Origin of the sequence: Rhodovulum sp. PH10 (assembly GCF_000293785.1) — a bacterium.
Classification (GTDB): Bacteria; Pseudomonadota; Alphaproteobacteria; order Rhizobiales; family Xanthobacteraceae; genus Rhodoplanes.
The window spans coordinates 1-18,949 of record NZ_AKZI01000111.1; the positions used below are offsets into that span (position 1 = coordinate 1).

The following is an 18,949-nucleotide window of genomic DNA, read 5'->3' on the forward strand; positions in this document are numbered from 1 at the left end:
GCTCGATCGGCCCGATCGTCCCGACCGGCCGGCGCCCGAGGCCGGGCCCGGCGAGCGGGCGGGCCACGAGCGTGCTTCTCACGAGCGCCCCGGACACGAGCGCTCCGGACACGAGGCGCCGTCTCACGAGCATCCCGCCGAGCCGTCCGTCGCTTCCTCGCGCGAAACGCCGGCCGGCGGGCCGACCCCGCCGCCCGGTGCGCCGCCGCCCGGTGCGCCGCGGCCTCGCCGCGGTCTCGACCGGCCCGGTCTCGACCGACCCGGTCTGGACCGTCCGGGTTTCGACCGGCCGTCCGGAACGTCGGGCCTGAAAGGCTTCAGCGACGTCGTGGTCGAGGCGGAAAACCTCGGCGACGCCACCGCCCAGGCCTCCAAGGCCGCCCGCGAAGCGTTTGCCGCCACCGCGCCGAGCCGGGACGGCACCCGGATCGAGCCGCATGTCGAGCCGGAAGGGCTGCGGCCGCCGCCGCGCCGCAGCGGCCTGCGTCTGCCCGAGCCGCACGAGCCGCCGTTTCCCGGCGCCCCGCTGCCGCCGCCGATTCCCGGCGCGCCGCGCGCCGACGCGCGTCCCGGGGGGCGCCGCGACGGGCGCCTCGAAGGAAGAGCCGAAGGCGGGCCCGAGGGCCGGACCGAGCCGCCGCCGACCGGGTGGGAGCTCGGTGCGCCGACGCCACAACCCGGCGCCCCGCGCGATGCCGCGATCCCGGTGCCGCCGCCGTATCCGTCGGTGCCGGGCGCCGCCGCCGCCGTCCCCGCCGAGGCGCTCGATTATGCCGGCCAAGGGGGCGTGCAGGGGAGCGTGCAGGGGGGCGTGCGCCCCTATCTCGACGATCGCGACGCGGACGACGGCGACCGGCCGTTCCCGCTCGCACCCGAGCCGCAGATGCCGCTTCCCCCGGACGACCGCGATCGCGACGGCGAGCTGCGTCCGCTGCGCCCCTCGCTCGGCGCCCGTCTGCTGCCGCTGCTGATCGCGCTCCTGGTGGTCGGCGGAATCGGCGGCGCCGCCTGGTGGGCGTGGCCGAGCCTGTCGAAGATGGTCTCCGGCGGCACCGAGACCGCCCAGAAGGCACCGGCGCCGGCTCCTGCGCCGCCGCCGGTCAGCGGAAAGATCACCGACCGGGTCGGCTCGCAGCCGTCCCCCGAGACCCGCCAGGAGGTACCGGCGGTCGCCCAGCGGGTGGTGCTCTACGAGGAGGATCCGGGCGATCCGAACGGCAAGCGCTATGTCGGCACCGCGGTGTGGCGCACCGAGACGATCGTCGCCGCCCCCGGCCAAACGCCCGACCTGGTGGTGCGGGCCGACATCGCGATTCCCGAGCGCAACACCGCGGTGAAGTTCTCGTTGCGGCGCAACACCGACAAGTCGCTGCCGGCCAGCCACACGATCGAGATCATGTTCACGCTGCCGCCCGAGAACGCGAACGGCGGCATCCAGAACATTCCGGGCGTGCTGATGAAGCAGGCCGAGCAGACCCGCGGCGTGCCGCTCGCCGGCCTCGCCGTGAAGGTCACCGATGGCTTCTTCCTGATCGGCCTGTCCTCGACCGACACCGACATGCAGCGCAATCTCGCGCTCCTGAAGGAGCGCGGCTGGTTCGACGTGCCGATCGTCTATGCCAATGGCCGCCGCGCCATCATGGCGATCGAGAAGGGCACGCCCGGCGACCGCGCCTTTGCCGAAGCCTTCAAGGCGTGGGGGCAATAGGGGCGGGCGAGTGGTGAATGGCGAGTAGCGAGTGGCGAGTGGCGAGTGGCATTCGCTGCCCGCGTGCAGTCCACTGCCTCGTCGACACCCGGCTCCGGTTCGAACGAAACGAGCGTGAGACCATCGGCGACAGAGCTCGACCTCGTCCTTCGAGACGTCGCCTTCGGCGACCCGCAGGATGAGGTCATAGTTTCCCGCCGTCGACCGAGGCAAAAACAAAAACGAGCGCGGCTTTCACCGCGCTCGCGAGGTTTTTCCGAAGGGTCGGGCCGGCGAGCCGGCGTCGTACGCGGCCGAGATCGCCGTGCCCCGACCGCCAGCCGGCGACCGCAAGGCGGCGACCGGGGAGCGGCGGTCGGCGTGAGCGCTCAGTGCGCGGCGGAGAACGCCTCGCCGCCGGATGCGCCGGCCATCGCTGGCGGCGACTCCATCGCGGCGATGCGGTTGCGCACCGCCTTCTGCACCTTCTCGAACGCCCGCACCTCGATCTGCCGCACGCGCTCGCGCGACACGCCGAACTCCTCCGCCAGTTCCTCGAGCGTGACGGGATCGTCGGCCAGCCGCCGGGCCTGAAAAATGCGCCGCTCGCGATCGTTGAGCACCGCCATCGCCTCGGCCAAGGCCTTGCGGCGATTGTCGAGCTCCTCGCTCTCGGCGAGCTTGGTCTCCTGCGATTCGCTGTCGTCGACCAGCCAGTCCTGCCACTCGCCGGAATCGCCGTCCTCGCGGATCGGGGCGTTGAGCGACGCGTCACCGCCGAGCCGGCGGTTCATGTCGACGACGTCCTGCTCGGTCACGCCGAGCCGCTTGGCGATGATCTTCACCTGATCCGGCCGCAGATCGCCTTCCTCGAGCGCGGAGATCCGGCTCTTGGCCTTGCGCAGGTTGAAGAACAGCTTCTTCTGGTTCGCCGTGGTGCCCATCTTCACGAGCGACCACGATCGCAGGATGTACTCTTGAATGGCGGCCTTGATCCACCACATCGCGTAGGTGGCGAGGCGGAAGCCCTTGTCCGGCTCGAAGCGCTTGACGGCCTGCATCAGGCCGACATTGCCCTCCGAGATCACCTCGGCGATCGGCAGGCCGTAGCCGCGATAGCCCATGGCGATCTTGGCGACGAGGCGGAGATGGCTGGTGACGAGTTTTTGGGCCGCACCTCGGTCGTCGTGCTCGCGCCAGCGCTTCGCGAGCATGTACTCCTCCTGCGGCTCCAGCATGGGGAACCGGCGGATTTCCTCGAGGTATCGGGAGAGACCCGATTCGGCCGTGATGACCGGCAAGCTTGGGGCCATGGTTGCGCCCTCCATATGTTGCCCCCGGTGCTGCGGCGGGCGATGACGTGTCGTCGCTCTCCTGAGCCGACGGCACCTTCCCATTGCGCGTGACCGAAAATCGGCACGCACAGCGCAGCATACACGGGCGGGTCGAGCGAAGAAACTCTCCGAGCCGTCACCTCGGCGTGACGGCCCCGCGACCGAGCGACGAACCGCGTTCGATACCGGATCGCACGGCCCGTCCTTCCGACACGTTAAACGTGTCCGATAGCCGGGTCGGGTGGGTCGTCCGGATGGTCGGCGCACGCCCTCTCAACGCGACCCGGGCAAGATGGTTCCACCGCCCAGAGCGCGGTGGAGGCGAGCCAGGTCGGCGGGCAGGTCGGAGCGGAATGTAAGCTGCTTCTTCGTACGCGGATGCTGCACACCCAGCAGATAGGCATGGAGGGCCTGTCTGCCAAGGGCGGCCAGCTCGTTGCGTGCGACATCGGGCAGCAGGGCCTCCTTGGTGCGGAAGCCGGGGCCGTAGATCGGGTCGCCCAGCAGCGGGTGGCCGATCGAGGCGAGGTGCACGCGGATCTGGTGGGTGCGGCCGGTCTCCAGCCGGCAGGCGAGCAGCGACGCCACCGGCTCGCCGCCGCCGCGGGCGCCGTAACGCTCGACCAGCTCCCAATGGGTCACCGCGTTGCGGCCGTCGGTGCGCACGGCCATCTTGTCGCGGGCGGTCGGGTGGCGGCCGATCGGCTTGTCGACCACGCCGCGCGGGCGGTCCGGCACGCCCCACACGAAGGCGAGATAGCCGCGCTCGAGCGGCCCTTCGCGGCCGTGATCGGCGAACTGGCGGGCGAGCGAGCGGTGGGCGCGGTCGGTCTTGGCCACCACCATCAGCCCGGTGGTGTCCTTGTCGAGCCGATGGACGATGCCGGGCCGGGCGACCCCGCCGATCCCCGACAGGCTGTCGCCGCAATGCGCCAAAAGCGCGTTGACCAGCGTGCCGTTCCAGTGGCCGGCGGCCGGATGCACGACGAGGCCCGGCGGCTTGTCGATCACCAGAATCTCGTCGTCCTCGAACACCACCACCAGCGGGATCGGCTCGGGCTCCGGCTCGGCCGGGGTGGGCGGCGGCACCGCCACCTGGATGCGCTCGCCGACATTGACGCGCTGCCCCGGATCGCGGATCGTGCGGCCGCCGATCGTCACGTGGCCGGCGAGGATCAGCGTCTTCAGCCGCGAGCGCGACAGGTCGGCGAGGCGGGCGGCCAGCACGCGGTCGAGCCGTTCGCCCGATTCGGCCGAGGCGATCGTCACGGTCTCCACCGCGACGGCGCCGGCCGCGCCGGTCTCGGCCGGATCGGTGTCGACCGGACCGGTCGCGACCGTCTCCGCTTCGACCGGAACCGGTTCGACCGGAACCGGTTCGACCGTCGATCGTCCCTGCCTGCCGCCTGCTGGATTCGCACCCGTCATGAGCTCTCCATCCGATCCCGACGCCCCGCCGCTCGACGCCGATCAGGCGCGCCTGATGGCCCGCATGAAGCTGTTCATGGCGATCTCGGGATTCGCCACCCTGCTCGGCATCGTCGTCGTGCTCGGCGTCGTGGGCTACCGCGTTTCCCGCGGGGAGGGAAGCGCAGCCGCCGCCGAGCAGACCGTCGTGCTGCCGAAGGGTGCGAAGGTGATCGGGACGGCGGTGGCGGGCGACCGCCTGGTGGTGACGGTCGAGACCGCGGGCGGGCTCGAGGTGCGCACCTTCGACGCCGGCACGCTGCGTCCGGCCGGCCGGATGCGCTTCGCCACCGAGCCGTGATCGGTTTTTCCCGGACCGGCCGCCGGCCGGTCTCCCGGAACGGCACGTCCGTCCCGTCCGTCCCGGCGCAGGGTCGAAAGACTATTCGCTGCTCTGGCCGGGCGGGCGGAGAATGTAGACCAGCGCCCAGATCGGCACGATGATCACGGCGCCGAGCACGAGGTTCGGCATCGCCCAGCCGAATGCGCGCTCGACCAGCGCGCCGACCCGCTCGAACGACAGGCCGAGCTCGTTCGCCAGGGTTTCCAGCGTGATGCCGAAATGGCCGAAGATGGTGCCGACGATCAGCGAGGCGACCGCCACCTTGGCCGTGGTGTGCATGACCCTCCACATCGCGCCACCCCCTCCCGCGCACCGAGAATTTCGGGATCTCCGGGCTCTGCGCGACGGCGCGGCCGGCAGCGCCGAAAGAGAACGTCACGCCCGGCTCCGTGCAGCCGATCGGCGCACGGCCGCGCAGCGGGCAGCCGATTCGCCGCGGCGATCATAGTACAGGGCAGGCCGGGAGGGGATGCGGGAGGTCGCGCAATCGGCGCGGCGCCGAACGATTTCGCGGACGCGTCCGTCTCGGACTCGTCCGGCCCGGACTCGTCCGCGTCGGGATGGTCCGCGTCGGGATGGTCCGCGGCGGACTGGCCCGTATCGGAGTGGTCCGTATCGGAGTGGTCCGCACGGTCCGGGATTCGGAGGGCGTCTGCCGATGGCGATGGCGTCGTGGCGGCTCTTCGGGGAAGAATTCAGCGCGCCGCGGCGGACGGCGCGGTGCCGGCCGTTCCGGACGGCGAGCGGTCGGCCCGGCTTTCGCGGGCGCCGGCGCGCCCGGCGTCCGCTGCCGCCGAATTCTTGGTCTTGCTCGCCGCCGCGGAATCTTTCTTTTGAGCAGGCGCGTCGGAGGCAGGCGTGTCAGATGCGGCCGCTGCGGGCGCCGACGGCGCGGGCGGGGTCTTGTCCTGGGTGGCGGCGGTGTCGGCCGCCGCCGGGGCAGCCGCCTCGGGGGTGGTGGTGCCGAACGGCTCGGTGACGGAGGGCTCCTGCGTGACGGACGGCTCGGTGACGCCGGGATCCGCCTCGGGGGTGGCCGTCTCCATCAGCGACGGCACGGCCGACGAGGCGTCCGCACCGGGTGTTCCGGCCTCGGGATTGCCGGCCTCGGGATTGCCGGTCTCGGGATTGCCGGTCTCGGGATTGGTCGCCTCGGGTGTGCCCGCATCCGGCGAATTCGCGTCGGGCGAGCCCGCGTCGGACGAGTCCGGGTCCGGCACCGGCAGGCCGAAGCGGCGTAGTGCGGCGGCGCCGTCGCCATGGCCGAGCCGGTCGATCGCCGAGCGCACCGCCTCGCGGGTGCGCTTCTCCGACAGCGCGTCGAGGAACGGCGCGGCGGCGCCGGAGCGGCGGATCAGCGCCTGGGTGTCCGGCAGCATGATCGGGTCGTCCCAGGTGCCCTGCACGAAGAACGGCAGCTCGAACGGCGGCGGGGTCTCGGTCGCTGCAGCGAGCAGGGTCGCGGTACCGGTGAGGTCGAGCTCGCGGGTCGGCACCGAGGCCTGCCCGCGGATGCCGAGCCGCACGCCCGGCCCGTCGAACCGCACCGTCTCCACCCGCGCATTGCCCTGGTGAATCCGCAGATCGACGCCGAGCGTCTCGAACGGCGTGCGGCCGCCGCGGAAATCGGCGCCGCCGCCGAGCGGCCGGCGCTCCAGCCGTCGCAACAGCTGCTCGATGTCGATGCCGACCAGCATGCCGGAGGTGGCGTCGAGCGTGACGGTGCCGTCGAGCGTGCGGGTGACGCCGAGCACGCTGTGGCCGGCGCCCTCGAGCGACACCGACAGGTTGCCCTTGCCCTCCAGCCGCCGCACGCCGATCAGCTCGGCGAGGCAGGTCTCGAGATCGACGCCGGCAAAGGCGACCTGCGAGCGCACCTTGGCGCCGTCCGCCGTCTTGGCGAGCACCAGCGAGCCCTTGATCACCCCGTCGAACGCCTGCGACTCGCCGACCGTGACGGTGAGGCGGCCGTCGCGCAGCGTCGCCGCCACCGCGGTGCGGCCGAGCCGCCCCTGCGGGATCAGCACCCGCGCGGCGGACACCCGCACGTCGAAATCGACGTCGTCGAACCAGTCGAGCGCGATCGGCCGGCCGTTCCAGTTGCGCGAGTTCGCGGCCATCAGCCGCAGCGCCGGGGCGTAGGGCGTGAGGTCGAGCGCGTCGACCGCGAGCGTGCCCTGCAGCGACTGGCGGCCGCCGAGCGCATAGGTCAGCACGCCCTCGGCGAGATTGCCGTCGAGCTCGATATTGAGGTTGGACAGCGCGAGCGAGCCGGCCACCAGATTGGTCTTGGCCTTGAGCGCGAAGCGGCCGAGCCCGGTGTTGCCGGACAGCCGCTTGCCGGAGATCCAGCCCATCGCGTCGCGCAGCGACGGCGCGCCGGCGGCCAGCGTGCCGTCGATCTTCAGGCTCGGCAGCGCCGACAGCGTGCCCTCGAAGGCGAGATTGATCAGGTTGCCGCCGACCCGGAATTTCAGGCCCGACGTGTCGCCGGCGAGCGCCGCCGGCAGGTCGACCACGGCGAGCGCGACGTCGAGCGGCTGGCCGCGCCAGCGCACCCGGCCGGTGGCGCCGAGGCCGCGGGCGATCGACGGCCAGGCGAGCGACATCTCGACGCCGTCGAAAAACTCGGTGCGGGCACGATGGTCGTCCTGCAGGACGACGGTGCCGTCGCTGATGCGGATCTCCGAGAACGACAGGGTGCGCGGGTCGGGCTGCAGGCCGGGATGCACCGTGCGGGCGAGCGAGGCGAGCAGCGGCGACCAGTTGGTGCGGCCGTTCCCGCCGATCCGCACGGTGATGCGCGGCCGGATCAGCGCCACGTCGGCGATCTCGATCCGCCCGATCAGAAGTGGCAGCCAGCGGACATTGGCGACCAGCGTGTCGGCGACGAACGGCTGGTCGTCGTCGGCGAAGCCGGCGAGCGTGACGTCCTCGAGCGAGACCCGCGGCGAGGGGAACATCGACAGCGTCGCCGGGCCGTGCACGGTCGGCTCGAGGCCGGTCACCGCGCGCACCTCGGAGGCCACCGCGTCGCGCGCCGCATCGACCGACACCAGCCACGAGGCGAGCCCCAGGACCAGCACGCCGAGGCTCGCCATCGCGACGACGGCGACGCCGAGACGCTTGAAGCCGACGGAGGCGGTCACGGGCTGTTCGATCCGGTGCTGTGTGGTCGAGGACGGGCGGGCACATCTCTGCCCGGCGGCGCGGAACCTGCGCGATCTCTGTGACCCTTTCGTGGCCGAAAAAGCGGGCAGAACCGGGGCTCTCTGCCCAGCCTCGAGGCGTCGGCCTCAAGCGGCGGGCGTGCCGGCGTCGTTCGTCGTGCTCCGGCGGGTCGCCAGTGACGCGGCGATCACGATCACCGCGATCACCGCGATGAAGATGGTGCACACGGCGTTGATCTCCGGCTTCACCCCGAGCCGCACCTCGGAATAGATGCGGATCGGGAGGGTGGTGGCGCCGGGGCCGGTGGTGAAGCTCGCGATCACCAGGTCGTCGAGCGACAAGGACACCGCGAGCAGGAAGCCCGCGGCGATCGCCGGGGCGATCCCCGGCAGCGTCACGGTGAGGAAGGTTTTCACGGGCGGGCAGCCGAGATCGGCGGCGGCCTCCTCGAGCGTGCGGTCGAAATCGACCAGGCGCGACTGCACCACCACCGCGACGAAGCACAGCGTCAGGGTGGTGTGGGCGATGGTGATGGTGAGAAAGCCGCGCTCGAGCCCGACCGCGACGAACAGCAGGAGGAGCGCGAGCCCGGTGATCACCTCGGGCATCACCAGCGGCGCATAGAGCATCGCCGCGAACGGCAGCCTTCCGCGGAACCGGCCGAGCCGGGTCAGCGCCAGCGCCGCCAGCGTGCCGAGCACGGTGGCGAGGCTCGCCGAGGCGAGCGCGATGCCGAGCGAGTTCAGCGCCGCCTCCTGCATCGCCCGGTCGTCGACGAGCGCCACGTACCAGCGCAGCGACCAGCCGCCCCACACCGCGACGAGCCGCGAATCGTTGAACGAGTAGATCACCAGAACGACGATCGGCAGATAGAGGAAGGCGAGGCCGAGCGCGACCGAGACGAGATTGAATCGCGAAAATCTGCGGTTCATCGCCTGCGCCCTCCGAGCTCGGGGCCCTGCACGCGCTCGAACGCCGCGATCGGCCCGAGGAGGAGCGCCAGCAGCACGATGGCGATCGCCGAGGCGACCGGCCAGTCGCGGTTGGCGAAGAACTCGGTCCACAAGGTCTGGCCGATCATCATCGTCTCGGAGCTGCCGAGCAGATCCGGAATCACGAACTCGCCGATGATCGGGATCAGGCACAGAAGCGCGCCGGCGCCGATGCCGGGCATCACCAGCGGCAGCGTGACGGTGAAGAACGCCCGCCAGCGCGGGCAGCCGAGGTCGGCGGCGGCCTCGAAAAAGCTCTCGTCGAGCTTCTGGAAGCTCGCATAGAGCGGCAGCACCATGAAGGGCAGGTACGAATAGACGATGCCGATATGGACGGCGGTGTCGCTGGCGAGCCAGACCACCGGCGCGTCGATCACCCCGAGCGCGAGCAGCACGCGGTTGAGCAGGCCGTCCTGCTGGAGAATGGCGACCCAGGCATAGATGCGGATCAGGAACGAGGTCCAGAACGGCAGCACCACCAGCATCACCAGCACCGGCTGCAGCCGTTTCGGTGCGCGCGCCATGCCGTAGGCGAGCGGGATGCCGAGCGCCAGCAGCATCAGGGTGGAGAGGCCGGCGACCTCGAGGCTCTTCAGATAGGACAGCAGATAGATGTCGTCGCTGGCGATCAGCGCATAGGACGCGAGCGACAGCTCTTTTGCGAAGGCGACCAGTCCTGCGAAACCTTGAGAGAGGTCCAGCACCGGCAGATAGGGCGGCTGGGCGATCGCCGTCTGTGACAGGCTGATCTTTGCGACGATGACGAACGGCACCAGGAAGAACGCGATCAGCCACAGATAGGGCAGCGCGACGACGATGTGCTCGCCGAGCGAGCGGCGCGGGGCGTGTGGGGATTTGGCCACCTTCACCTCTTCCCGCTTGTGCCACGGGATGCACACATCCTCGAGAGCACCGAGTTCTCAATGGGAGTCGCGAAGCCTTCCAAAAACTCCTCCGTCATCGCCGGGCCGGCCGTAGGCCGTGACCCGGCGATCCATCGAACTGAATACGAGAGCATTTTTTGATTTCGATGGATGCGCGGGTCGGAGCCCGCGCATGACGGACGCATGCATCCGAGGCGATGCGTGCATCCTGTAGCCCGCAGGCGGGGAGAGGGAGCAGGGGCGCGGTGCGTGCGCGCAGCTCCGTGTGCAGCAGCGTGCGTCCGCATCGTCACGACCGGCCTCACTCGGTGAGCACCACGGCGGCGTCGGGCGGAAACGACAGCGTCACCGGATCGTCCCATGCGATCGGAGGAGCCGCGCGGCGTGTCGCGTTGGTGACCGCGGCCTTGAACACGGTGCCGTCGGACAGCCGCACCTTGTAGACCGAGACGTCGCCGAGATAGCCGATGTCGGCCACGTGGCCGGTGAAGCGGTTGACCGCTCGCGAGCGTTTCTCGGATGCGGACTGCGCGCGAGTCCCCGGCTCCAGAGTCCCCGGCTCCAGAGTCCCCGGCTCGCGAGTCCCCGGCTCCAGAGCGTCGGGCTCGAGAGCCGCCGCCGAAGTCGTGACCGAAAACTTCTCCGGCCGCACCGCGAACGCCACCCGCGTCCCCGGTGCCGGTATCGTACCGGGCTGCGCGAACCCCACGAAACGGCGTCCCGCGGCGTCGGCGATCTCGATGCGCCCATCGTCTATCGCCACCACCGTACCCTCGATCAGATTGACGTCGCCGACGAAAGCCGCGACCCAGCGCGAGCGCGGCTCCTCGTAAATCTCCGGCGGCGGCCCGACCTGCACCAGCCGGCCGTTCGCCATCACGCCGATCCGGTGGGCGACCGTCATCGCCTCCTCCTGGTCGTGGGTGACGATCACGAAGGTGGTGCCGAGCCGGGCCTGCAGCTCCATCAGCTCGAACTGGGTCTCCTCGCGCAGTTTTTTATCGAGCGCGGCGAGCGGCTCGTCGAGCAGCAGCACGCGGGGGTGCTTGGCGAGCGCGCGGGCGAGCGCGACGCGCTGGCGCTGGCCGCCCGACAGCTGGTGCGGCTTGCGGCGCTCCATCCCTTCGAGGCGCACCAGCTTCAGCATCGCCGCCACCCGCTCGGCGATCTCCGCTTTCGGCCGGCGCTCCTGCTTCAGCCCGAACGCGACGTTGCCGGCGACCGTCAGGTGCGGAAAAAGCGCGTAGCTCTGGAACATCATGTTGACCGGCCGACGATGCGGCGGCACCGCGCCGATGTCGTCGCCACCGAGGAAAATGCGTCCGGCGTCCGGCGTCTCGAAGCCGGCGAGCATGCGCAGGAGCGTGGTCTTGCCGCAGCCGGACGGGCCGAGCAGGGCGAAGAACTCGCCCTCGTGAATGTCGAGGCTCAGGGCATCGACCGCGACATGGTCGCCGAACCGCCGGGTCACGGCCTCGAAGCGCACCGCCGGCGGGGTGTTGTCTGGGGGAACGAAGGCACGTCGCATCGCGGGCGGTCGGTCTCCTCGAGAGAGGATTCCTTGATGCGGACCACGGCCGCCGCGTCAACCGGAATCTTTTTTACGCGCGCCGTCGCTGCCGGCGAGAAGGCGAGTGAAAGGTCAGTTGAGGAAGAGGGTGTCGCGCCGGGCCGGCGCGTCGGGCCGGAATGCCGAGGTCTGGCGCGGCTGCGGCCCGTAGAAGCCGCCGCGCTGCACCATCGGGCGGGGATGGCAGAACACCGCGACCAGCCGGGCGAGCAGCGCCTGGGTCGACACCGGCTTGAGGAGATACTCGTGGGCGCCGAGCCGGATCGCCTCGGTGACGCAGCTCCGCTCGCCGTGCCCGGTGAGCACCACGATCGGCACGTCGCAATGGGGAAACACGCCGGGATGGCGCACCCAGCGCAGGAGGCCGGCGCCGTCGAGGCCGGGCATCTGCCAGTCGAGCAGCACGAGATCGGGCGCCGAGGCGAGGATCGCCTCGATCGCCGTCTTGCCGTCCGGCGCCTCGATCACCCGGCCGATCCCGAGCCCGGCGAGCAGCGCCCGCACCACCCGGCGCGAGGCGCCGTCGTCGTCGACCACCAGCACCTGCTTGCCGCGCAGCATCTCCAGGGTGGCGGGGTCGGCGATCTGCATGGAAGGCTCTCCGGAGGGGCGTGGCCACGGGTGGCGCGTCGACCGGCGGAACCCTAGCGATTCCCCGTTAACGGCGGGAAAACGCCGAGGCCTTCGCCCTGCGGGTGGCGGTCGACGGCCGTGCCACGCGGATGCTATCCGAAAACGGCTCCCGTGCCGATGGTGCCGGGAGGCAGGAGGGGAGGCGACGCATGGAGTTCCACGGACGGCACGTGGTGGTCACGGGCGGCACCGGGGCGCTCGGCACTGCGGTGACGGCGGCTCTCGTCGAGGCGGGGGCGGTGTGCCACCTGCCGGTGCGCAGCGGGCCGCCCAAAGGCTTTCCGTTCGCCGACCATCCGCGGGTGGCGCTCTATCGGGGCGTCGATCTGGTCGATGCGGCGGCGGTCGGCACGTTCTATGACGGCCTGCCGGGCCTGTGGGCCTCGCTCCACCTCGCCGGCGGCTTCGCCTTCGGGTGCTTCCGCGATGCCGAGGACGACACCCTCGCCGGCCAGATCGCCGGCAATCTCGGCACCTGCGTGCTGTGCTGCCGCGAAGCTCTTCGCACCTTTCACCGGTCCGGGGCGGAGGGGCGGATCGTCAATGTCGCGGCGCGCCCGGCGCTGGAGCCGCGGGCGGGCGCCGGCATGGCGATCTATGCCGCCACCAAGGCGGCGGTCGCGGCGCTGACCGTCGCGTTGGCGGAAGAGGTCGCCAAGGAGGACGTGCTGGTCAACGCCGTCGCGCCCTCGATCATGGATACCCCGGCGAACCGCAAGGACATGCCGAAGGCCGACTTTCCCGCCTGGCCGAAGGTCGAGGAGGTGGCGGCGACCATTCTGTTCCTCGCCTCGGCCGACAACCGCGTCACCCGCGGCGCCGTCGTGCCGGTCTACGGAAAGACCTGATCCCCGGACACACGACGCGGACGGCCGAGTGTGCGCCGTGCCGCCGCATCCGCGTTTCACCGCTTGCGTCGAGAGGCATCCGGGCTATCACTGACGCGCGGCCGGCTTGGCCGCTTGCCACGGGGACGTGTGCCGTGACGTTGCTCGAGCCCTCGCTTCCGCACCCCTCCGTTCCACCTCTCTGGGCGCCGCCGATCGACGAGGCCGTGCGACGCGATCTGTGCACCGATTGCGGCGTCTCGCGCACCGCGCGGCCGGGCGATTGCGGGCATGCCTGCCAGTTCCTGAAGCCCGATTATCCGGCGATGGAGCGCCGCGTGCACGGCCGCGCCCGCGATCCCGCCCGCCCGGACGAGCGCTTCTTCGGGCCGTTCCAGCAGATGGTGCGGGCGGCGCTGAAGGCGCCGCGGCCGGGCGCCCAGTGGACCGGCATCACCACCCGGCTCGGCGAGCGCTTGCTCGAAACCGGCATGGTCGACGCGGTGCTCACCATGGCGCCCGATCCGTCCGACGTGTGGCGCCCGAAACCGGTGCTGGTGACCAAGCCCGAGGCGATGGCGCAGTGCCGCGGCATGCGGATGGGCTGGGCGCCGCTGCTCGCGCTGCTCGAGCCGGCGCGGGCGCAGGGGTTCGAGAAGATCGCGGTGATCGGCATCCCGTGCCAGATCCACGCGCTGCGCGCGCTCGAGGACGACCTCGGCTTCGAGAAAATCTACGTCGTCGGCACGCCGTGCTCCGACAACACCACGACCGAGCGGTTCCACGAGTTTCTCGCGCTGCTCGCCGACGACCCGTCGACCATCACTTATCTCGAGTTCCGCGCCGACTATTGCGTCGAGCTGCGCTTCTCCGACGGCAGCGAGAAGCGCGTGCCGTTTCTCATGCTGCCGCTCTCGAAGTTGCCGCGCGACTTCTTTCCGCTCACCTGCCGCACCTGCGTCGACTACACCAACACGCTGGCCGACATCACGGTCGGTTACATGGGCGGCGAGGGCGAGCAGTGGCTTCTCGTGCGCAACGATCGCGGCGCCGAGATTCTGTCGCTGCTCGGCGACGAGGTGAGAACGGCGCCGCCCGGCAGTGCCGGCAAGCGCGCTGCCCCGGTGAAGGGCTTCTTGAAGAACACCGAGCGCGCCGCCGGCGGTTTGCCGGTGCGCGGCACGCCGAACTTCTTGCGGCCGCTGGTCGCCTGGCTGATGCCGAAGATCGGCCCGCGCGGGCTCGAATTCGCTCGTGCGCGCGTCGAGATGAAGGCGATCGAGACGATCCTTCATCTGCGCCGCGAGCGGCCCCGCCGCATTCGCCACATGGTGCCGCAGCACGTGTGGGACCTCGTCGCTCCCTACGGGATTTCGCCCGGCGAGGGAGAGAAGTAGGGACCGGTGCGGGGAGAGGAAGAACGGGCCTCGTCCATCGGCCTCGTCGCGGGACACTATAGCAAAGGACAGTAGGGTGGGCAGAGGCGCGGAGCGCCGTGCCCACGAAGCGTCCCCGTCTCTGCGTTCCCGTGCGTCAGTCCTTTTGCGACGTGCGCTTTGCCGTCGCTCCGACGTCCGGTCCGCCGCGAATGCCGGCGGCGATGAACTGCACCAGATAGCGCCCCTTGGTCGGCAGGTCGCCCGGCTTGCAGCGATGCTCGGAGAGCCGCTCCATGCGCTCGTCGAAGAAGTTCATCACCAGCGCGCCGACCGCGAACAGATAGGCCCAGTGCAGATAGTCGGGCGATTTGTCCGGCAGCGCGCGCTGCAGCGCGGCGATGAACTCGCGCGCCATCGGGTCGTAATAGTCGCGCAGGATGCCGCGGCTCCTCTCCTGCGGGTCGGATGCCTCGCGCACCGTGAGCATCGAGTAGTACTGCCCCTCGGCCGTGCCCTGCAGCCGCATCACCGGCATCACGAACGCCTCGACGATCCGCTCCACCGCGTCGGGCGCGGTCGGGTCGGCGACCTCGGCGAGGGCGGCGAGCCGCGCCTCGAACAGCCCGAGATGCTCCTCGAACACCTTGCGGTAGAGATTCTGCTTGGTCTCGAAATGATAGACCACGATCGACAGCCCGACGCCGGCCGCATCGGCGATGTTGCGCATCGAGGTGCCGTGGAAACCCTCCAGCGCGAACAGCCGCTCGGCCGCCTGCAGGATGCGGGCGCGTCGGGTGGGCTCGGCGGTCTCGGGCGTTGTGGCGGCCTTGCGCGGCTTCGCGCGGCGCGGGGCGGAGCGGGTCGTGCTGTCGGCAGTGGTCATGCGGATCCGGAGGTCGGGTGGCGCGTGCGGCCTGCGGAGCATCCGTGATCATCGCGTCAAAAGCTCGAGCCCCACTCTAGGAGGGGGGCTGCCATGCTGTAAACCCGCATTTCGCGCGGCCCAGCAATTCGCCCGAAGATTCAAGTTTTTACGCCCGCCCGTGCGGGGCCTCACCGCGCCGCCGGCGGGACGCCGCCGGGGCCGCGTAGTTCTGCGTATCGACTGTACGTACGTTCAGTCTAGCGTTCGGTATCGCGAACGACAGCGATGACGAAACAGGTCGCCGCACGTTTCCGCTCCGCCGGTCCGGACGCTTCGGCGCCGGCTCCGACGCGGGCCGTGCGCGGCGACGAGAGAACGAACTGCGGGGATTTTCGACGATGCAGAACAGCACCAAATGGCGCGTCCTCGCCGGAGGATTCGCCGGCTACACGTTCGATGCGATGGACCTCGTCCTGCTGGCGATGGCGTTCCAGCCGATCATGGCCGATCTCGGCCTGTCGCGCTCCGAGGCGGGCCTGCTCGCCACCGCGACGCTGGTCGGCGTCGGCATCTCCAGCGTGGTGATGGGCTGGTACTCCGACAATTACGGGCGGCGAAAGGCGATGCTGTGGTCGCTGGTGAGCTTCTCGGTGCTCACCATGGCGATCTCCTTCGCCGGCACCTGGACCGAGATCCTGATCCTGCGCTTCCTCGCCGGCCTCGGCCTCGGCGGCCTGTGGGGCGTGATCGCCGCCTATATCGCGGAGACCTGGCCGACCGCGCAGCGCGGCCGCGCCGCCGCCTTCGTGATGAGCTCGTTCCCGGTCGGCGTCGGCCTCGCCTCCTTCCTCGCCGGCAAGATCATCCCGGTGTTCGGCTGGCGCGCGCTCTTCCTCACCGCCGGCATCGCGCTGATCGTCGCGATGTACGTCTATTTCTTCGTGCCGGAATCCGAGGTGTGGAAGGCCCAGCGCGACGCCCGCCTGCGCGGCCAGGGCGCCAAGGCCGACAAGGTGCGTGTCAGCGAGATCTTCACCGGCGGCATGGCGCGCACCACCATCCTGGCGACGCTGGTGTCGGCCTTCGCGCTCACCGCCTATTGGGGCACCACGACGTGGCTGCCGACCTATCTCGTCAAGGAGCGTGGCCTGTCGGTCGCCGACATGGGCATGTTCATGACCATTCTCAGCGTCGGCATGTTCTTCGGCTACAACGTGTTCGGCTGGGTCGCCGACTTCATCGGCAAGCGCAACGCGCTGGTGCTGTCGCTGTTCGGCTCGGCGGTGATGCTCGCGGTCTATGCGATGACCGAGAACCACACCACGCTCCTGTGGATGGGCCCGGCCTACGCCTTCTTCATGGCCTTCGTCGGCCTGATGGGCTCCTATTACGGCGAGCTCTTCCCGGTGCGCATGCGCACCACCGGCTCGGGCTTCTGCTTCAATGTCGGCCGCGGCGTCTCGGCGTTCGCGCCGTTCATTCTCGGCGGCATCGCCACCGCGACCTCGCTGCAGACCTCGATCCTGATCTGCGCCGTTCCGTTCCTGATCTCGGCGATCCTCACCGCCTTCCTGCCGAGCACCGAGACGATGAACGAGCCGCTCCCCGCCGCCAAATCCGAGGCGTGACGAACCCGATGCCGGCCGTGCGGGCGCGTCCCGCCGGCCGGCGTGCGGCCCGCCCGGCGGGCCGGAGACAGAACCGGACGACCACCATGCGAAAGATCATCGACCTCTCCATCCCCTTCGACAACGGGACCTTGGCGGACCCGCCGATCTACGAGCCGAAGATCAAGTATCGTGATCACAAGGAGACGATGGACGAGCTTCTGCCCTTCTTCCCCGGCCTGAAGGCAGAGGACATGCCGGACGGCGAGGCGTGGGCGATCGAGTGGATGCAGATCACCACCCACAACGGCACGCATCTCGACGCGCCTTATCACTTCGCCTCCACCATGGACGACGGCAAGCGCGCGATCACCATCGACGAAGTGCCGCTCGACTGGTGTTTTCAGCCGGGCGTCAAGCTCGACTTCCGCCACTTCCCGGACGGCTATGTCGCGACCGCCGCCGACGTCGAGGCCGAGCTGAAGCGCATCGGCCATACGCTGTCGCCGCTCGAGATCGTGGTGGTGAACACCCGCGCCGGCGAGATGTTCGGCCGCGAGGGCTACGTCGCCGCCGGCTGCGGCATGGGGCGCGACGCGACGCTCTATCTCACCGAGCGCGGCGTGCGGGTGACCGGCACCGACGCCTGGAGCTGGGACGCGCCGTTCGTCTTCACCGCGAAGCGATACGCCGAGACGCACGACGCCGGGCTGATCTGGGAGGGCCACAAGTCGGGCCGCACGGTCGGCTACTGCCACCTCGAGAAGCTGCACAACCTCGATCTGCTGCCGCCGACCGGCTTCACCGTGTCGTGCTTCCCGGTGAAAATCCGCGCGGCCTCCGCCGGCTGGACGCGCGCCGTCGCCATGCTGGACGCGTGAGCCGCCGCGTCACGAGTGCGACGCTCTCCCCCGAAATCGACGAGGACATCTTCATGTCGAAGCTGATCATCACGGCCGCGATCACCGGATCGGTGCACACCCCGAGCCTGTCGCCCTATCTGCCGGTGACGCCCGACGAGATCGCCGCCGACGCCGTGAAGGCGGTCGCCGCCGGCGCCACCATGGTGCACGTGCACGCGCGTGACCCGCAGACCGGCAAGCCGAGCGCCGATCCGAAGCTCTACGAGGAGATCGTGAAAAAGATCAGCGCCGAGGTCGACGCGCCGATCTGCATCACCACCGGCGGATCGAAGGAAATGTCGGTCGCCGAGCGCGCCCGCTCGGTGATGCTGCTGAAGCCCGAGCTCGCCTCGCTCAACACCGGCTCGATGAACTTCGCGATCCATCCGCTGGCGCAGAAGATCAAGCAGCCGAAGCACGACTGGGAGATTCCCTTCCTGCAGGCGACCGAGGACTGGATCTTCCCGAACACCTTCAAGACGCTCGGCGAGTTCGCCGCGTTCATGGCCGAGGCGCGGACCAAGCCGGAGCTCGAGGTGTACGACGCCGGCATGCTCGGCAACATCCAGTTCCTGCTCGCGACCGGCGTCCTGAAGCCGCCGGTGCACGTGCAGTTCGTGCTCGGCATCTTGGGCGGCATGCAGGCGACCGTCGGCAATCTCGTCTTTCTCCACGAATCGGCGGTGCGGATGCTCGGCGAGAAGACTTTTACCTGGTCGCTGTCGGCGGCGGGACGTGCGCAGCTGCCGATGATGGCGACGGCGATGGCGATGGGCGGCAACGTGCGGGTCGGCCTCGAGGACAACCTCTATGTCGCGCCCAAGCAGCTCGCCACCTCGAGCGCCGATCAGGTCGAGCGCGTGGTGCAGATCGCCAAGGCGCTGAGCATCGAGATCGCCACCGCCGCAGATGCACGCGAAAGGCTCGGGCTCAAGGGGCGCGAGAACGTCGGCTGGGCGGTCGCCGCGTGAGGCGCGCCGCCGCGTGAAAGTTGCAGCACCGGCATTCGCCGCGTCATCGGCCTTACGAGGTCGTGCGAAGTTGCCGGTGCGCGGCTCCTCCGGTTAGCTCGACAGACGCCGGTCGCGCACAGCACGGCCTGCGGCCTCGCTCACGGTCCGGACCGCGGTCTCGACCACGGCCGATCGACGCCGAGCCCGCACGCGGGCGCCCCGCCATCCCGACGCTCGCCCGCCGCCCGGCGGGCCGTCTCGACATACATTGTAAGGAAAGCACGAGTGACCGACATCGTGATCGTGTCCGCGGCGCGGACTCCCATCGGCTCGTT

The 18,949-nt window shown here is 70.3% G+C and carries 16 protein-coding genes; 7 read left to right on the plus strand and 9 right to left on the minus strand.

Annotated features, from left to right (window positions below; all coding sequences use genetic code 11):
- The first annotated feature begins 328 nt into the window (after positions 1–328).
- Positions 329–1,708, plus strand: a complete 1,380-nt coding sequence (locus tag A33M_RS22525) for a hypothetical protein (protein WP_008389610.1) — start codon at positions 329–331, stop codon at positions 1,706–1,708.
- A 368-nt stretch (positions 1,709–2,076) separates the two neighbouring features.
- Here the strand turns inward: A33M_RS22525 and rpoH are convergent, their stop codons facing one another.
- Together rpoH and A33M_RS16960 are read right to left on the minus strand one after the other, a co-directional pair.
- Positions 2,077–3,000, minus strand: a complete 924-nt coding sequence (rpoH, locus tag A33M_RS16955; protein ID WP_008389612.1) for an RNA polymerase sigma factor RpoH — start codon at positions 2,998–3,000, stop codon at positions 2,077–2,079.
- Between the two features lie 294 nt (positions 3,001–3,294).
- Entirely contained in the window at positions 3,295–4,449 is a 1,155-nt protein-coding gene (locus tag A33M_RS16960) for an RluA family pseudouridine synthase (RefSeq protein ID WP_008389617.1), read from the minus strand.
- Between A33M_RS16960 and A33M_RS16965 the strand changes: the two genes are divergently transcribed.
- A complete protein-coding gene (locus tag A33M_RS16965) occupies positions 4,448–4,789 on the plus strand; it encodes a hypothetical protein (RefSeq protein WP_008389619.1) in 342 nt (113 codons plus the stop codon). The genes A33M_RS16960 and A33M_RS16965 overlap by 2 nt on opposite strands.
- 81 nt (positions 4,790–4,870) lie before the next feature.
- Here the strand turns inward: A33M_RS16965 and A33M_RS16970 are convergent, their stop codons facing one another.
- The 6 genes from A33M_RS16970 to A33M_RS16995 all read right to left on the minus strand — a co-directional run bounded on the left by A33M_RS16970 (position 4,871) and on the right by A33M_RS16995 (position 12,039).
- Entirely contained in the window at positions 4,871–5,110 is a 240-nt protein-coding gene (locus tag A33M_RS16970) for a DUF6460 domain-containing protein (RefSeq protein WP_008389621.1), read from the minus strand.
- 416 nt (positions 5,111–5,526) lie between these two features.
- Positions 5,527–7,980, minus strand: a complete 2,454-nt coding sequence (locus A33M_RS16975; protein ID WP_008389622.1) for an AsmA family protein — start codon at positions 7,978–7,980, stop codon at positions 5,527–5,529.
- A 147-nt stretch (positions 7,981–8,127) separates the two neighbouring features.
- A complete protein-coding gene (locus A33M_RS16980) occupies positions 8,128–8,934 on the minus strand; it encodes an ABC transporter permease (protein WP_008389625.1) in 807 nt (268 codons plus the stop codon).
- A complete protein-coding gene (locus tag A33M_RS16985; RefSeq protein ID WP_008389627.1) occupies positions 8,931–9,857 on the minus strand; it encodes an ABC transporter permease subunit in 927 nt (308 codons plus the stop codon). Before A33M_RS16985 ends, A33M_RS16980 begins: the two co-directional genes overlap by 4 nt.
- A 322-nt stretch (positions 9,858–10,179) precedes the next feature.
- On the minus strand, positions 10,180–11,406 hold the full coding sequence (locus tag A33M_RS16990; protein WP_008389629.1) for an ABC transporter ATP-binding protein: 1,227 nt from the start codon (positions 11,404–11,406) through the stop codon (positions 10,180–10,182).
- Between the two features lie 114 nt (positions 11,407–11,520).
- A complete protein-coding gene (locus tag A33M_RS16995) occupies positions 11,521–12,039 on the minus strand; it encodes a response regulator (RefSeq protein WP_008389631.1) in 519 nt (172 codons plus the stop codon).
- Between the two features lie 191 nt (positions 12,040–12,230).
- Between A33M_RS16995 and A33M_RS17000 the strand changes: the two genes are divergently transcribed.
- Together A33M_RS17000 and A33M_RS17005 are read left to right on the plus strand one after the other, a co-directional pair.
- Positions 12,231–12,929 (plus strand): SDR family NAD(P)-dependent oxidoreductase, encoded by a 699-nt coding sequence (locus A33M_RS17000; protein ID WP_008389633.1) that lies wholly within the window; start codon positions 12,231–12,233, stop codon positions 12,927–12,929.
- Between the two features lie 206 nt (positions 12,930–13,135).
- Entirely contained in the window at positions 13,136–14,305 is a 1,170-nt protein-coding gene (locus A33M_RS17005) for a Coenzyme F420 hydrogenase/dehydrogenase, beta subunit C-terminal domain (protein WP_237718406.1), read from the plus strand.
- Between the two features lie 136 nt (positions 14,306–14,441).
- On the opposite strand, the gene A33M_RS17010 is transcribed toward A33M_RS17005, so the two are convergent.
- Positions 14,442–15,170: a TetR/AcrR family transcriptional regulator gene (locus A33M_RS17010; RefSeq protein WP_008389640.1), complete on the minus strand. Its 729-nt coding sequence runs from the start codon at positions 15,168–15,170 to the stop codon at positions 14,442–14,444.
- Positions 15,171–15,550: 380 nt separating this feature from the next.
- Between A33M_RS17010 and A33M_RS17015 the strand changes: the two genes are divergently transcribed.
- From A33M_RS17015 to A33M_RS17025, 3 genes are all read left to right on the plus strand, one after another.
- Complete coding sequence (locus A33M_RS17015; protein WP_008389641.1) at positions 15,551–16,780, plus strand: MFS transporter; 1,230 nt, start codon at positions 15,551–15,553, stop codon at positions 16,778–16,780.
- Positions 16,781–16,866: 86 nt separating this feature from the next.
- A complete protein-coding gene (locus tag A33M_RS17020) occupies positions 16,867–17,640 on the plus strand; it encodes a cyclase family protein (protein ID WP_008389642.1) in 774 nt (257 codons plus the stop codon).
- 53 nt (positions 17,641–17,693) lie between these two features.
- Complete coding sequence (locus A33M_RS17025; protein ID WP_008389643.1) at positions 17,694–18,632, plus strand: 3-keto-5-aminohexanoate cleavage protein; 939 nt, start codon at positions 17,694–17,696, stop codon at positions 18,630–18,632.
- Positions 18,633–18,949: the final 317 nt, after the last annotated feature.